Below are 13,708 nucleotides of genomic sequence, written 5' to 3'. Positions count from 1 at the left end.
CCCCCCCCCCCCCCCCCCCCCCCCCCCCCCCCCCCCCCCCCCCCCCCCCCCCCCCCCCCCCCCCCCCCCCCCCCCCCCCCCCCCCCCCCCCCCCCCCCCCCCCCCCCCCCCCCCCCCCCCCCCGCCCGCAGGGGACACCACCGGCGACGCCCCCGGCAGGGCCGGAGGTCCCGGGCGCTCGACGACCGCCGCCGGCCGTGGTCTCCTCGAACCCACTACACGCGAAGTTTACTTCACCACAGGGGGTGGGCGGCGTGACCACCGGGACGAGCGGCTCCGCGGGCGCACCGCCGCGGGAGGACCGACCCGCCCACCGCCCGCGCACGAGGCCGGGGTCCCGGGGGACGCTGCACCGCGGCGGCCCGGGCATGTGGTCCTGGGTCCTGCAGCGGGTCACCGGGGGCGCGCTGCTCCTCTTCCTGCTGCTGCACGCCCTCAACGGGGTGCGCATCGTCCTCGTCGACGTGTCCGCGCGGGCCCTGCGCCGGCAGGGGGCGCTGCTCGTGGTCGTGCTCGCCCTGCGGCTGGCCCTGCTCGTGCCGATCTCCGTCGCCCACCTGGGCAACGTCTTCGGGGGTGCGTCGTGACCACGGTCCCCCGCGGACCGCTGCTGCCGCCGGCGCGTCCCCGGCCGGCGGGCCGCGGACGGGGCGCCGAGCTGTGGTCGTGGGTGTTCGTGCGCGTGTCCGGCTGCCTGCTGCTGGTGCTCGTCGTGGCGCACCTGGTGGCCAACCTCGTCGTGGGCGACGGGATGCGCGCGGTGAGCTTCGCCCTGGTGGCCGAGCGGTGGTCCAACCCGTTCCGGCAGCTGTGGAGCCTGTCGATGCTCTGGCTGGCGGTGCTGCACGGCGCGAACGGGATGCGGATCGTCGTCCTGGACCACGCGCGCCGCGCGGCCGTCCGGCGCCTGCTGCTGCTGGCGCTCGCGGTGGCGGCGGGGGCGGGGGCGGGGGCGGGGGCGGGGGCGACCGTGGCACTGGGCCCCCTGGTCCTGCTGACGTTCGAGCCGTGCCCGGCCGGCGCCGACCCGGCCTCCCTGCCGGGGTTCTGCCATGCTGGCTGACCGGCGACCACCCCCCGGCCGAGGCGGCGGCGCACCGGTGCGGTGAGGGGTGAGGACGGCGGCGGGGCACGGGTGGACGTTCCTGACCAACCACGCCCACCTGCTCATCGCCGTGGCCAGGGACCCGGACGCGCGGGTGCGCGACCTCGCCGCCGTGGTGGGGGTCAGCGAACGGGCCGCCCTGACGATCCTGCAGGACCTCCAGGACGCCGGGTACCTGCACCGCCACCGCGTCGGCCGGCGCAACACCTACACCCTGCGGCGCGACCTGCCCTTCCGGCACCCGGCCAACGCCGCGCACGGCGTCGGTGAGCTCCTCGCCATCTTCGAGGACGGGGACGGGCCGGCCGGCGGGACGGGCACGCGCCCCTGACCGGGACCTCCGGCCCTGCCGGACGGCCCCGCGACCGCTCACCGTGGTCGCGGAGGTGGTTCCCGTGCCCACGACGTCCTGGCCCTCTCCCACCCCGCCGTCCCGCCGCCGAGAGCGCGGCCACCCGGCGGCCGGCACCCGGTGGCGCGGGGGGATCGCCGCGCTGGAGCTGCTGACCGCCGCGTGGGCCGTCGTCGGCGGCGTCGCGATGCTGCGGGACCCGCTGACCCCGCTGGGGGCCAGCACCGACCTCATCGCCGGCAGCCCCTTCGACACCTTCACCTGGCCCGGTGCCCTCCTGCTGGGGCTGGTGGGGATCGCCCCGGCGCTGCTGGCGGCCGGCCTCCTGCTGCGCGTGCGCGGCGCGGTCCTGCTGTCGGCGTTCTTCGGCGTCGGCATGGTGGCGTGGATCGCCGTGCAGTGGGTGCTGCTCGCGGACCGCCTGTGGCTGCAGCCGCTCGTGCTGGGCGTGGGTGTCCTGATCACCGTCTCCGCCCTGCTGGCGTTCCGCCGCGGGGTCCGCTGAACGGGTGCGGGCGAGCGGGGAGCGATCCGTGCGCGGGACCCGACGCGTCGCGCCGGTGGCCGCGGCCCTCGCGCTGGCCGCGGTCGCGCTGACGGCGTGCGCGGCCGGGCCCAACCCGGCCGCGGGCACCGGCGCGGACCCGGCGGGGTTCTGGCTCGGCCTGTGGCACGGGCTCATCTGCCCGGTGACGTTCCTCGTGTCGCTGTTCACCGACGACGTCACCGTGTACGAGGTCCGCAACGGCGGCGGCTGGTACGACCTGGGGTTCCTCCTCGGGGCCTCGGTCGTCCTCGGTGGCAGTGGCGCGGGTGGTGGCCGGGCGCGCCGCCGCGGTGGGCGCGGGGGTCCCCGGTGACCGGGACGGCACCGGGGTCACGGCCCGCGCGGCGCCGGGGCAGGATGACGGGGGCAGGACGGGACCGACGAGGAGGTCGACGTGGACGTGGGACGAGCGGGTGCGCGGTGGCGGGAGCTGGACCCGGGTGTCCAGCGGGTGCTGGTCGCCGCGGGGGTCGCGGACGCGGTCCTGCGGGCGGTGGCGCTCGCGGACGTCGCCCGGACCCCGCGGGAGCGGGTGCGGGGCCCGAAGGCCGCGTGGGCGCTCGCGCTGGCCGGCGTGAGCTCGGCGGGCCTGCTGCCGCTGGCCTGGTTCGCCGTCGGGCGCGGGGGCGGGAGAGCCGCCCGGTGAGGATCGTCTGGAACGCCTTCAACGGCCGGTACGCGGACAACCCGCGCGCGCTGCACGAGGCGCTCCTGGCGCGCGGGCGCACGGGGGACGAGCACCTGTGGCTGGCCGACGCCCGCCACGCGGCGGCGTTCCCGTCCGGGACGACGACGGTGCCGATCGGGACGCCGCAGGCCGTGGCGGCGCTGGAGACCGCGGACCTGCTGGTGTCCAACACGCACGTGCAGCTCGACGAGTGGCGCGAGCCCGCCGGGGGGCGGTACCTGCAGACCTGGCACGGCACCCCGCTCAAGCGCATCCACCGCGACGCGGCGTCCCTGCCGGGCGAGGACGTCATGGCCGCCCTCGACGACGACATCTCCCGCTGGGACCACCTCGTCTCCCCCAGCCCGGCGGCGACGGGACTGCTGCGGTCGGCGTTCGCGTACACCGGCGCGGTGCTGGAGACGGGCTACCCGCGCAACGACGTGCTGAACGCCGGCGACCGCCACGAGCGCCGCGCGCGCGTGCGCGCCGCCCTCGGCGTGCCGGAGGGCGCGACCGCCGTCCTGTACGCGCCCACGTACCGCGACGACGAGGCCGCCGCGGGGACCGACGCGCCCCCCGGGCTGGACGTCGCGGCCCTCACCGAGCGGCTCGGGCCCGACGTCGTGGTGCTGCTGCGGCTGCACCACTACGTCGCCCACCACCGCCGGCCGGCGACGGGCGAGCGGGTGCGCGACGCCTCCGGGCACCCGGACATCTCCGACCTGTACCTGGCCGCGGACGTCCTGGTCACCGACTACTCCTCCTCGATGTTCGACTTCGCCGTCACCGGCAAGCCGGTCCTGCTGTACGCCTACGACCTGGAGCACTACCGGGACCGGTTGCGGGGGTTCACGATCGACCTGGAGACCGAGGGCCCCGGCCCGGTCCTGCGCGACCAGGAGTCCCTCACCGCGGCCCTGCTCGACCTGCCGGGGGCGGCCGCGGCGAGCGAGCAGCAGTACGCCCGCTTCCGCGGGCGCTGGTGCGCGCTGGAGGACGGCCGGGCCGCCGAACGGGTCCTGGACGCCCTCGGCCTGACCTGAGCGCGGAGCCGGGACGACGGCCCTCCCCGACGGGTGGTTGACCCGACAGGCGCAGTTTGCTTCACTCGTCCCATCGGTGGAGGGGAGTACCCCCCAGCGCTGACGTCGTCAGGACGGTCCCTCAGCGGGGACCCGGCGCAGCGGGCCCGCGAGGGCCGGGAGAGACCTCCGGTCGGATCGAGACCGGAGGTTCGCTGTGGACGTCCCCCTGTGGCTGTGGTTCGCCGTCCTGGGCTTCATCGTGGCGGTGCTGGCCGTCGACCTGTTCGCCCATCGCCGGGCGCACGTCATCGGCGTGCGCGAGGCGGCGCTGTGGTCGGGGGTGTGGGTGGCCATCGGCGTGACGTTCGGCGTCGGCCTGTGGTGGTGGTACGGCGCGGGGATCGGCCAGCAGTACTTCGCCGGGTACCTCATCGAGAAGTCCCTGGCCGTCGACAACGTCTTCGTGTGGGCGATCGTCTTCAGCTGGTTCGCGGTCCCCCGCGAGCACCAGCACCGGGTGCTGTTCCTCGGCGTGCTGGGCGCCCTGGTCTTCCGCGGCGCGTTCATCGCCGCCGGCAGCGTCCTCATCGCCAGCTTCTCCTGGATCTTGTACGTCTTCGCCGCGTTCCTCGTCTGGACCGGCTGGAAGATGCTGCGCCAGCGCGACGAGCACGTGGACCCCGAGGGGTCCGCGGTGCTGCGCGCCTTCCGCCGCTGGGTGCCGATGACCGACGCGTACCACGGCCAGAAGCTGCTGGTCCGCCGCGGCGGCGTCGTCCTCGCCACCCCGCTGCTGGCCGTGCTCGTCCTCGTCGAGGTCACCGACGTCGTCTTCGCCGTCGACTCCATCCCCGCGATCTTCGCCGTCACCGACGAGCCGTTCATCGTCTTCACCGCCAACGCCTTCGCGATCCTGGGGCTGCGGGCGATGTACTTCCTGCTCGCCGACCTCATCCACCGCTTCGTCTACCTCAAGACCGGCCTCGCGCTCGTCCTGGTCTGGGTGGGCGTGAAGATGTTCCTCAAGGTCGACCTGTTCTACGTGCCCACGGCGGTCTCGCTGGCCGTCATCACCACCGTCCTCACCGTCGCCGTCGTCGCGAGCCTGCGCGCCACGCGCGGCCAGGGCCGCCGGGCCGTGCGGACGTCCGGCGCTCCCCCGTTCCGCACCGCCAGCGCCGAGGAGCTCGCTGCCCTGGAGCCGCTGTGGCGCCGCCGCTCCGCCGGTCGCCCCGGCGACGACGCCGGGAGCGGCGCCGGCCGGCGCGTCGGGAGCCGGCGGTGACCGGCCCCCGACGCCCCGCCCCTCACCCCCGCCGACGGCCGGCGCGGTCCCCGTCGGCGGGCAGGACGGGGACCATCGCCGAGACGGCGCGGTCCCACACGCGCGGGTGCCGGTCGGGGTGCTCGGTGGCCAGGGCGTGCCGCACCTGCTCCAGGCTCAGGCCGGGGTCGGCGAGGCGGTGCTCGCCGGTCTCCTCGAACCGGTCCTCGGCGAAGCAGTAGGCGACCTGGTCCAGGGCGTTCATCTGCCGGGCGGTGAGCAGCTCGTCGACGAGGCGGTCGGCGGGCCGCTCCGCGTCCGGGTGCAGGGCGCGCGCCGCCGCGCAGAACTCCTCCCCGCGGGCGGTGTCGGTGAACGTGTACCGGAACTCCCCGCCCCGCCCGTCGTCGCTGACGAGCCCGAAGCTCTGCCCGTGGCGCAGCAGCTCGCAGGACCAGGAGAAGCCGTCGCCGGCCGGCTGCTCCTGGTAGCCGCGCACGCTGTAGCGCTGGTGGGGGTGGCTGGTCGGCAGGACCACGGCGGGCCCCCTCCTGTCGGTCGGGTCGGTCGGGTTGGTCGGGTCGGTCGGGTCGGTCGGGTCGGTCGGGTCGGTCGGCGTCATCGTCCGCCGCGGGGGTGGACGCGCGCCACGCGGTGCGGCGCGGTCGCGGCGCGGTGGCCCCACCAGGCCGCCACCGCGACGAGCGCGGCCAGCCCGAGCGCGGCGCCGGCGCCCTTGACGGCGTCGGAGACGACGCCCTCGACCAGGTGCAGGCCGCTCACGTCCGCCGCGCCCCACCAGCGCCGGGCGGCGAGCGCCGCACCGGCCAGCGCCGCGCCCGCCGCGAGCACCAGCGCGGCCCCGGCGCGGCGCCGGGCCGCACCGCCGGGGGCGGCGAGGACGCGGGCGCGGTGGCGGTGCGCGAACACCGCCAGCACGAGCAACCCTCCGACGCTGTTGAGGTGCTCCCACACCCGCCCCCACGTCAGCCCGGCGAGCGCCGGCTCGCCCAGCAGCGGCAGCCGCCGCGCCAGCCAGCCGTCGCCGTGGGTCAGGCCGTCCCACACCAGGTGCGTGGCGATCCCCACCAGCGCGGACACGAGGACCCAGCCCGCGCGCGCCCACCACGTCCGCACCGCGACCGGCTGCGTCCCCCGGACGGGCAGCAGCGCTGCGAGGGGCCGCCGCGCGGCCAGCCACAGCGCCAGCAGCGCCAACGCCAGCGGTAGGGCCACCGGCAGCGCACCGGCGACGCTGTGCGAGGTGGTCGCGTTGACGAACGGCTCGTACCAGGACTGCGCGCTGACGGGGACGCCCGTGGCCCGCAGCGAGTAGGGCACGTCCGGCGCCACGGCCCCCGCGACCAGCGCCGCCGGCACGAGGGGTCCGCGCAGCAGCGGCAGGACAGCGGCCGGGTGGGCGGGGGTGACGGGCACGGTCACCCATCGTGCCGTGCGGGTCCCGGCCGCGGACGATCAGCCGGGCAGGGCCTCCGCGACGCGCTTGAGGCGGGCGAGGTCCGCGCGCACGGCGGCGACGTCGCGCGCGAACTCCGCGTCGTCCGCGCCGGGCGGGCGCAGCAGCGTGAACACCACCTCGCACCCGTCGCCCTCGCCGACCACGCGCAGCGGCACCCGGACGGTCTCGCCGGCGGGGGTGAGCACCTCGTGGTCCAGGACGCCGGGTTCGTCGCCGGTGAACCGGAAGCGCGCGCGGCCGGCGGGTGTGCGCACCCACCACTCGCCGTCCTCGTGCTCGACGGCGTCACCCACGCCGCTGGACCAGCGCGGCAGGTTCTCCGGGTCGCGGGCGAAGGACCAGACCGCCTCCGCAGGACGGTCGACGTGCACCGCCAGGCGCAGGGCGCCCGCGGTGGTCGGGTCGGGCGACTGGCGGACACCGTCCTGCGCTGCGGTCACGGCCGCAGCGTGGCACGCGGGTCCGACAGCCGTCCGCGGGACGCTCAGCGCGGGGGCACCTCCCGGGCGAGGAGCAGCACCGGGGACGGGCCGGGCGGCGGGGCCTCCCCACCGCTGCCGGTCGCCACCAGCACCACGCCGGCCGTGCGGGTCGTGCCGTCGCAGACGAGCGCGGGCACCGCCCCGTCGCGCGGCTCCGCCGGCAGGGGCGTCCACACCGGGTCCCCCGCCGTCGTCGTCACCGCCACCGCGCCCACCGGCCCGGGCGCCTCGCAGCGGTAGACCAGGACGCGGTCCCCGCGCTCGCCCGGCAGCGCGGGCCGCAGCAGCGCGGGGACGGGCAGCAGCGGCACGGGCCGCCCCGCGCCGTAGACGGGCGCCAGCAGGTCGGCGACCGCCCGCGCCCCCGGCGGCAGGGGCGGGACGGGCGGCGGCAGCGCCGGGGCCGGGGCCGTGAACACCCACGCGAGCGGCAGCAGGACCGCGGCGGCGGCCAGCGCCCGGGCGGCGCCCCGCGACCGCGGCGCCCGGGCCGCACGCGGTGCGTCGCACGGCACGTCAGCGACTGTGGACCTCCGCGCGCCGGAGCGCCAGCGCCGGGCTCAGCCCTCCCGGGCCGCGCCCCCGCGGGGCACCGGGGACAGGTCCACGGCCGCCTCCTGCGCCTGCACCGCGAGCTCGATGGCGGTGAAGGCGTGCTCCTGCGTCATCGCCGTCTCGGTGCGCTCCAGGCAGTCGCGCACGAGCTGCCCGAAGAACGGGTAGCCGACCTTCCCCGACACCCGGAAGTGGGTCTCCTGCTCGCCGTTGGCCAGGAACACGTGGCCGGGCCCGTCCTGGGTGCCGAGGTTGAAGTACTTGCGCTGCTCGATGTACCCCTCGGTGCCGAGGATGAACGTGCGCCCGTCGCCCCAGGACTGCAGGCCGTCGGGGGTGAACCAGTCGCAGCGGAAGTAGCCGGTGGCGCCGGTGTCCGTGACGAGGTTGGCGTCCCCGAAGTCGTCGAGCTCCGGATGCTCGGGGTTCGCGTAGTTCGCGATCTGGCTGTTGACCACCCGGGCGCTCGTGGACCCGGTGTAGTGCAGGACCTGGTCGACGTTGTGGCTGCCGATGTCGACGAGGATGCCGCCGTACTTCTCCTTCTCGAAGAACCACGCGGGCCGGTTCGCGGCGTTGAGGCGGTGCGGGCCCATCCCGATGACCTGCACGACCTTCCCGATCGCGCCCTGCTCGATCAGCTGGCCGGCGAACACCGCGGCCTCGACGTGGACGCGCTCGGAGTAGTAGACGGCGTACTTGCGCCCGGTGCGCCGCACGCCCTCGCGGGCCGCGGCCAGCTGCTCCAGCGTCGTCAGCGGCGCCTTGTCGGTGAAGTAGTCCTTGCCGGCGTCCATCACCCGCAGGCCCAGCGCGCAGCGCTCGCTGGTGACGGCGGCACCGGCCACGAGCCGCACCGCCGGGTCGTCGAGGACCTCCGCCTCGGAGCGGGCGGCGCGCGCCTGCGGGAACCGCTCGCGGAAGCGCTCGACCTTGGCCGGGTCGGGGTCCCAGACCCAGCTCAGCGTGGCACCGGCGCCCAGCAGCCCCTCGCACATGCCGAACACGTGGCCGTGGTCCAGGCCGACCGCCGCGATCGGGAACTCGCCGTCGGAGACGACGGGGTCGGGCAGCGGGGCGGGCGCGTAGGTGCCGCCGTCGGCGCTCACCGGGCCACCGCCTGCGCCGCGGGGTCGCCGGGCACGGTGATCGACCCGCCGAGGTCGTCGACGGAGGCGCTCTTGGCGTAGAAGCGCGGGGCGCGCTCGGGCAGCGTGCCCGCGGCCGACCACGGGTCGTCGGCGGCCAGCGGCAGCTCGACGGTGCGGCCCTCGATCCCCGCCCGGTACACGGCGGTGATGAGCTCGATGGTGCGCCGGCCGTCGCGGCCGTCGACCGCGGGCGCCCGGCCGGTCTCCAGCGCGCTCAGCACGTCCTCGACCTGACCGGTGTGACCGGTGTGCGCCAGGGGGCGGTGGGCTGCGGCCAGCTCGCGCAGGCGCTCGGCCAGCTCGACGTTGCCGCCGGGGACGGGGAATCCGTTGGACTGCGCGGTCTCGGCGACCACCTCGCCCGACAGGGAGACGGACGCTTCGCGGCCCTGCACGACGATGCCCTGCGGCTCGCCGTGGTGGACGACCGAGGCGGTCAGCGTCGCCAGGGCCCGCTCGTAGGCCAGGACGGTCACCGACAGGTCCTCCACCTCGGAGTTCTCGTGGGCGGTGTTCGCCAGCACGGACGTCACCGCGCGCGGCGAGCCCAGCAGCCACAGCAGCAGGTCGACGTGGTGCACGGCGTGGTTGAGGGTGCAGCCACCGCCCTCCTGCTCCCACGTGCCGCGCCACCACAGGTCGTAGTACCCCAGGCCCCGCCACCACGCCGAGTCCACCCGGGCGTGGGTGACCGGGCCGGCCAGGCCCGAGTCGAGCAGGCTCTTCAGGCGCACGACGTCGTCGCGGAACCGGTTCTGCGCCACCGAGGAGAACAGGGCGCCGCTGCGCTCCTGCGCGCGCAGGACCGCGTCGCAGGCGGCCAGCGAGGGCGCCATCGGCTTCTCGCACAGCACGTTGACGCCCGCGTCGAGCAGGTCGACGCTGATCCGCTCGTGCGTGGACGGCGGCGTGCAGACGCTGGCGAGGTCGACGCGCAGGCCGTCGCCGCGGGCGGCGAGGAGGTCGGTGTGCGAGGCGAAGACGCGCGCGTCGTCGAGGCCGTGCTCGCGGCGCACGGCCTCCGCGCGCTCGGGCACGACGTCGACGAGGGCGACGACGCGGCAGCGCTCGCCGAAGCGCTGGTAGGCGTGCAGGTGGGACGGGCTGATGTTGCCGGTGCCGATGACGGCGACGTCGATCACGTGGCTCCTCGGGTGGCTGCGCGGTGCCGCTGCGGCACTCGGCCGGCGCGGGCGGGACGCTCGTCGTCGGGCCCGGCTGCGGATAGCGCTTACCGATCCAACGTAACAGCACCGCCCCGAGCGCGGAAGGGCGCGGGAGGACCGCTGTGGCAGACTCGGCGGGCACGAGCACGCCTCCTTAGCTCAGCTGGCCAGAGCAACCGCCTTGTAAGCGGTAGGTCGTCGGTTCGAGTCCGACAGGGGGCTCCAGCGACCGCCGGCTCACTCCCGCTGCGCCTCCGCGACGCGGTGGGGCACCCGCAGCAGGCGCACCGCCGTGACGAGCACCAGCCCGCCGAGCAGGTTGCCCAGGGCGGACCACCCCAGCCGCGGCAGCCAGTCCAGGTAGCCGAAGCCCGCGCCGGCGTGGATCGCGGTGAACATCAGCAGCGAGTCCAGCACGGAGTGGAAGAGCTGCCCCCCGGCGAGCAGGGCCCCGAAGAGCACGGCCGGGACGATGCGCACCCCGACGCTCTCGGTGCTGTGCTGCATCCGCGTCATGAGGGTGATGACGAGCCCGGCGAGGACCGCCAGCACGAAGGAGCGCAGGCCCAGGGGCATCAGGGCGAAGTGCTCGCCGGCCTCGACCGCGGTCGGGCGCAGCTGGGGCAGGCCGGTGACCACGAGCCAGGCGACGACCCAGCCGCCGACGAGGTTGGCGGCCAGCGTCACCCCCCACAGCCGCAGCAGGGCCACGACCGTCCCCTCCCGGGCGACGACCGCGGTGACGGGGACGATGAAGTTCTCGGTGAACAGCTCGCTGCGCGCCAGGAGCAGCGCCACGAAGCCGAGCGAGAAGGCGAGACCGGCCAGCAGGTGGTCGTCGGTCTCGTGCAGCACGAGCAGGTACGCCAGCACGCCGGTGCCCACGTCGATGCCCCCCAGCAGGCCGGTGCTGACCAACGGCAGCAGCGGGCGCTGCAGACGCTCGGCCCCCTCCCCCACGAGGCGGTCGAAGGCCTCCTCGACCTCCGGCTCCGGGTGGGTGGGCGGCGCGGCCGGGGACGGGATGTCGTCGTTCACCGGGACTCCTGGGATCGGGGTGGGGCGGCGGTGGCCCACCGTCCCGACCCCTGCCTACCCCGCGGACCGCCCGGGGAACAGCGGGGAAGGCGGGCGGCGGTGGCGACGTTGTCGCGCGGGCCGGTGGAACCGACCCGAGGAGCGAGCGTGGACGCGCAGGACAGCGGTGGGAGCCCGGCCGAGCGCCTGGCCGTCACCCACGACGAGACCGCCCACCGCTGGGAGGGCCGCCTGGACGGCGAGCTCGTGGCGCTGGCCGACTACGTGCCGCAGGACGCGGCGTGGGCCTTCGTGCACACCGAGACCGCGCCGGGGCACGCCGGGCAGGGCCTGGCGACCCGCGTCGTCGAGGAGGCCCTGGCGGAGGTGCGCCGCCGCGGGCTGCGGGCCGTGCCGGCCTGCTCCTTCGTGCACGACCACCTCGCCCGGCACCCCGAGCAGGGCACCGGGCCGCGCTGACCCTCCGCGCGACGGCGGCCGGCGCGGGTCGTGGACCCGCCCGGCCCCGAGCCGTCACAGTGGGCGCGTGGACCACTACAGCGCCTGGCGCACGTACGCCCCCGCCGGCCTCCTGCTCGTCGGCGCGGGCCTGAGCACCGCCTGCGACGCCTCGGCGCGCCGCGCGAGCGGCGCCGGGACGGCCCGCTGGGCCGCCGAGGGCACCGCGGGGCTGGTGCTGCTCAACGCCGGGCTGTGCCTGTTCGGGGAGGCGGTCAAGCGCCGCGCCCTGCACGACGCGGCGGCGCAGCGGGCCTGACCCGCGGACGAGTCCCGTCCCGCCCGCCTCTCGGGCGTCCAGACCCGTGGACTACTTCCACGAAGCTGGACGGCTTGCTATCGTCCCGCCGGTAAGCGCTATCCGCACCGGTCGACGACGACCCAGGAGGGGCCATGGACGACCTCGTCCCGACGATCGTTCCAGCGATCGTCGCCGCGACGCGCAGGACGGCTGAGACACCGTGAGCGCGCTCGGCGAACTGCGCCAGCTCAAGGGGCAGGCCAAGGCGGAGAACCGCGAGACGAAGACCGCCTACCTGTTCCTGGCGCCCTGGTTCCTCGGCCTGTTCGTCATCACGATCGGGCCGCTGCTCGCCTCGCTGTACCTGGCGTTCACGGACTACAACCTCATCCAGGCCCCGGGCTGGATCGGGTTCGACAACTTCACCCGCATGATCGGCGACCCGCGGCTGCACCAGTCGCTGAAGGTCACGTTCCTGTACGTGTTCATCTCCGTGCCGCTGCAGCTGCTGCTGGCGCTGGCGCTGGCGGTCCTGCTGGACCGCGGCATGCGGGGCCTGGCGTTCTACCGCTCGGTGTTCTACCTGCCCTCGCTGCTGGGCTCCTCGGTCGCCATCGCGGTGCTGTGGCGGCAGATGTTCGGCACGCAGGGCCTGGTGAACCAGGTGCTGGCGCTGGTCGGGCTGGAGGGCCGCGGGTGGATCTCCGACCCCTCGACCGCCCTGTCGACCATCATCATCCTCAACGTGTGGACCTTCGGCGCACCGATGGTCATCTTCCTGGCCGGCCTGCGCCAGATCCCGCGCATGTACTACGAGGCCGCCTCCACCGAGGGCGCCAGCAGGTGGCGGCAGTTCGTGTCGATCACGCTGCCGCTGCTCACCCCGATCATCTTCTTCAACCTGGTCCTGCAGCTCATCGGCGCGTTCCAGTCGTTCACCCAGGCCTTCGTCGTCTCCGGCGGCACCGGCGGGCCCAGCGACTCCACGCTCTTCTACACGCTGTACCTGTACCAGCGCGGTTTCTCCAACTTCGACATGGGCTACGCGTCCGCGATGGCCTGGCTGCTGGTGCTGATCATCGGCATCTTCACCGCCATCAACTTCTACGCGTCCAAGTGGTGGGTGTTCTATGACGACTGAGACCGGAACCCAGTCCGGCGCCGCCCGGGTCCCCACGACGTCCGGCGGGGCGAGCCCCACCACGCCCGCCGCCGCCGGGACGAAGCCCGACGGCCGCTGGCCGGGCCGCGGCCGCTCCGTCCTCAAGCACGTGCTGCTCATCGCGGCCGCGCTGCTCATGCTCTACCCGGTGCTGTGGATGATCGCCGGGTCGCTGCGCAGCCAGGACCAGATCTTCACCGCGCCGGGCCTGTGGGTGGCCGACCCGCAGCCGCAGAACTACAGCAACGGCTGGTCGGCGCTGTCCTCGCCGTTCGGGCACTACATGCTCAACTCGGCGGCGGTCGTCCTCGGCTCGATCCTGGGCAACCTGGTGTCCTGCTCGCTGGCCGCCTACGCCTTCGCCCGCATCGAGTTCCTGGCCAAGCGGATGCTGTTCGCCATCATGCTGATGACGATCATGCTGCCGATCCACGTCGTGATCGTCCCGCAGTACATCCTGTTCTCCCAGCTGGGCTGGCTGAACACCTTCCTGCCGCTGATCGTGCCCAAGATCCTCGCCACGGACGCGTTCTTCGTCTTCCTCATGGTCCAGTTCATCCGCGGCATCCCGCGGGAGCTGGACGAGGCCGCGCGCATCGACGGCTGCGGGCACTTCCGGATCTTCTTCCGGATCATCCTGCCGCTCATGGTCCCGGCCCTGGCGACCACGGCGATCTTCACGTTCATCTGGACGTGGAACGACTTCTTCAGCCAGCTGATCTTCCTGACCGACCCGAACATGTACACGGTCCCGGTCGCGCTGCGCTCCTTCATCGACGCCACGGCCGAGAGCTCCTGGGGGTCGCTGTTCGCGATGAGCGTGGTGTCCCTGGTGCCGATCTTCCTGGCCTTCCTCTTCGGCCAGCGGTTCCTCATCAAGGGCATCGCCACCACCGGCGGCAAGTAGCCCGGCCCCTCCACCCGTCCGCACCACCCGTCCCGCAGCACCCGCACCACCCGAGACAGCCGGGC

Annotated in this window: 19 protein-coding genes and 1 tRNA gene; 13 read left to right on the top strand and 7 right to left on the bottom strand. The window is 75.3% G+C overall.

Features of this window, described 5'->3' with window-relative positions:
• The first annotated feature begins 368 nt into the window (after positions 1-368).
• From ACRYMY_RS09315 to ACRYMY_RS09280, 8 genes are all read left to right on the top strand, one after another.
• Positions 369-587 (top strand): hypothetical protein, encoded by a 219-nt coding sequence (locus ACRYMY_RS09315; protein ID WP_432546983.1) that lies wholly within the window; start codon positions 369-371, stop codon positions 585-587.
• The gene (locus ACRYMY_RS09310) at positions 584-1,063 is read left to right on the top strand and encodes a succinate dehydrogenase/fumarate reductase transmembrane subunit (RefSeq protein ID WP_432546982.1); all 480 of its coding nucleotides are present in this window, start codon (positions 584-586) and stop codon (positions 1,061-1,063) included. The genes ACRYMY_RS09315 and ACRYMY_RS09310 overlap by 4 nt, the downstream gene beginning before the upstream one ends.
• A gap of 49 nt (positions 1,064-1,112) precedes the next feature.
• Positions 1,113-1,436, top strand: a complete 324-nt coding sequence (locus tag ACRYMY_RS09305; RefSeq protein WP_432546981.1) for a helix-turn-helix transcriptional regulator — start codon at positions 1,113-1,115, stop codon at positions 1,434-1,436.
• A 64-nt stretch (positions 1,437-1,500) separates the two neighbouring features.
• On the top strand, positions 1,501-1,962 hold the full coding sequence (locus tag ACRYMY_RS09300; RefSeq protein ID WP_432546980.1) for a hypothetical protein: 462 nt from the start codon (positions 1,501-1,503) through the stop codon (positions 1,960-1,962).
• Positions 1,963-1,990: 28 nt separating this feature from the next.
• Positions 1,991-2,317, top strand: coding sequence for a hypothetical protein (locus ACRYMY_RS09295; RefSeq protein ID WP_432546979.1), 327 nt, complete (start codon positions 1,991-1,993; stop codon positions 2,315-2,317).
• An 81-nt stretch (positions 2,318-2,398) separates the two neighbouring features.
• On the top strand, positions 2,399-2,650 hold the full coding sequence (locus ACRYMY_RS09290) for a hypothetical protein (protein ID WP_432546978.1): 252 nt from the start codon (positions 2,399-2,401) through the stop codon (positions 2,648-2,650).
• Positions 2,647-3,717: a CDP-glycerol glycerophosphotransferase family protein gene (locus tag ACRYMY_RS09285; protein ID WP_432546977.1), complete on the top strand. Its 1,071-nt coding sequence runs from the start codon at positions 2,647-2,649 to the stop codon at positions 3,715-3,717. Before ACRYMY_RS09290 ends, ACRYMY_RS09285 begins: the two co-directional genes overlap by 4 nt.
• 196 nt (positions 3,718-3,913) lie before the next feature.
• Positions 3,914-4,984, top strand: a complete 1,071-nt coding sequence (locus ACRYMY_RS09280; protein ID WP_432546976.1) for a TerC family protein — start codon at positions 3,914-3,916, stop codon at positions 4,982-4,984.
• 22 nt (positions 4,985-5,006) lie between these two features.
• Here the strand turns inward: ACRYMY_RS09280 and ACRYMY_RS09275 are convergent, their stop codons facing one another.
• From ACRYMY_RS09275 to ACRYMY_RS09250, 6 genes are all read right to left on the bottom strand, one after another.
• Positions 5,007-5,501, bottom strand: a complete 495-nt coding sequence (locus ACRYMY_RS09275; RefSeq protein ID WP_432546975.1) for a hypothetical protein — start codon at positions 5,499-5,501, stop codon at positions 5,007-5,009.
• Between the two features lie 80 nt (positions 5,502-5,581).
• Positions 5,582-6,400, bottom strand: a complete 819-nt coding sequence (locus tag ACRYMY_RS09270) for a DUF4184 family protein (RefSeq protein ID WP_432546974.1) — start codon at positions 6,398-6,400, stop codon at positions 5,582-5,584.
• Between the two features lie 39 nt (positions 6,401-6,439).
• Positions 6,440-6,883: an SRPBCC family protein gene (locus ACRYMY_RS09265; protein WP_432546973.1), complete on the bottom strand. Its 444-nt coding sequence runs from the start codon at positions 6,881-6,883 to the stop codon at positions 6,440-6,442.
• Positions 6,884-6,927: 44 nt separating this feature from the next.
• Complete coding sequence (locus tag ACRYMY_RS09260) at positions 6,928-7,440, bottom strand: hypothetical protein (RefSeq protein WP_432546972.1); 513 nt, start codon at positions 7,438-7,440, stop codon at positions 6,928-6,930.
• Positions 7,441-7,485: 45 nt separating this feature from the next.
• Positions 7,486-8,589, bottom strand: coding sequence for a Gfo/Idh/MocA family protein (locus ACRYMY_RS09255; RefSeq protein WP_432546971.1), 1,104 nt, complete (start codon positions 8,587-8,589; stop codon positions 7,486-7,488).
• Complete coding sequence (locus ACRYMY_RS09250; RefSeq protein WP_432546970.1) at positions 8,586-9,773, bottom strand: Gfo/Idh/MocA family protein; 1,188 nt, start codon at positions 9,771-9,773, stop codon at positions 8,586-8,588. Before ACRYMY_RS09250 ends, ACRYMY_RS09255 begins: the two co-directional genes overlap by 4 nt.
• 172 nt (positions 9,774-9,945) lie before the next feature.
• Here ACRYMY_RS09250 and ACRYMY_RS09245 point away from each other — a divergent pair.
• Positions 9,946-10,022, top strand: a tRNA-Thr gene (locus ACRYMY_RS09245).
• A 12-nt stretch (positions 10,023-10,034) separates the two neighbouring features.
• Here ACRYMY_RS09245 and ACRYMY_RS09240 read toward each other — a convergent pair.
• Entirely contained in the window at positions 10,035-10,835 is an 801-nt protein-coding gene (locus tag ACRYMY_RS09240) for a formate/nitrite transporter family protein (RefSeq protein WP_432546969.1), read from the bottom strand.
• Positions 10,836-10,982: 147 nt separating this feature from the next.
• On the opposite strand from ACRYMY_RS09240, the gene ACRYMY_RS09235 reads away from it, so the two are divergent.
• From ACRYMY_RS09235 to ACRYMY_RS09220, 4 genes are all read left to right on the top strand, one after another.
• Positions 10,983-11,294 carry a GNAT family N-acetyltransferase gene (locus ACRYMY_RS09235; protein WP_432546968.1) on the top strand — a complete coding sequence of 104 codons (312 nt, stop codon included), beginning with the start codon at positions 10,983-10,985 and terminating at the stop codon, positions 11,292-11,294.
• Between the two features lie 67 nt (positions 11,295-11,361).
• Positions 11,362-11,592 (top strand): hypothetical protein, encoded by a 231-nt coding sequence (locus ACRYMY_RS09230; protein WP_432546967.1) that lies wholly within the window; start codon positions 11,362-11,364, stop codon positions 11,590-11,592.
• A 202-nt stretch (positions 11,593-11,794) separates the two neighbouring features.
• A complete protein-coding gene (locus ACRYMY_RS09225) occupies positions 11,795-12,715 on the top strand; it encodes a carbohydrate ABC transporter permease (protein ID WP_432546966.1) in 921 nt (306 codons plus the stop codon).
• Positions 12,705-13,643 carry a carbohydrate ABC transporter permease gene (locus tag ACRYMY_RS09220; protein ID WP_432546965.1) on the top strand — a complete coding sequence of 313 codons (939 nt, stop codon included), beginning with the start codon at positions 12,705-12,707 and terminating at the stop codon, positions 13,641-13,643. Before ACRYMY_RS09225 ends, ACRYMY_RS09220 begins: the two co-directional genes overlap by 11 nt.
• Positions 13,644-13,708: the final 65 nt, after the last annotated feature.

The sequence above is a fragment of the Kineococcus haloalkalitolerans genome (genome assembly GCF_050871905.1).
In the GTDB taxonomy this organism is placed as follows: Bacteria; Actinomycetota; Actinomycetes; order Actinomycetales; family Kineococcaceae; genus Kineococcus.
This window is presented reverse-complemented; position numbering and strand designations above follow the sequence as displayed.

Excerpts from the sequence above, each read along its gene's own strand:
- ACRYMY_RS09315 (WP_432546983.1), top strand. The coding sequence starts at position 369 with ATGTGGTCCTGGGTCCTGCAGCGGGTCACCGGGGGCGCGCTGCTCCTC.
- ACRYMY_RS09220 (WP_432546965.1), top strand. The coding sequence starts at position 12,705 with ATGACGACTGAGACCGGAACCCAGTCCGGCGCCGCCCGGGTCCCCACG.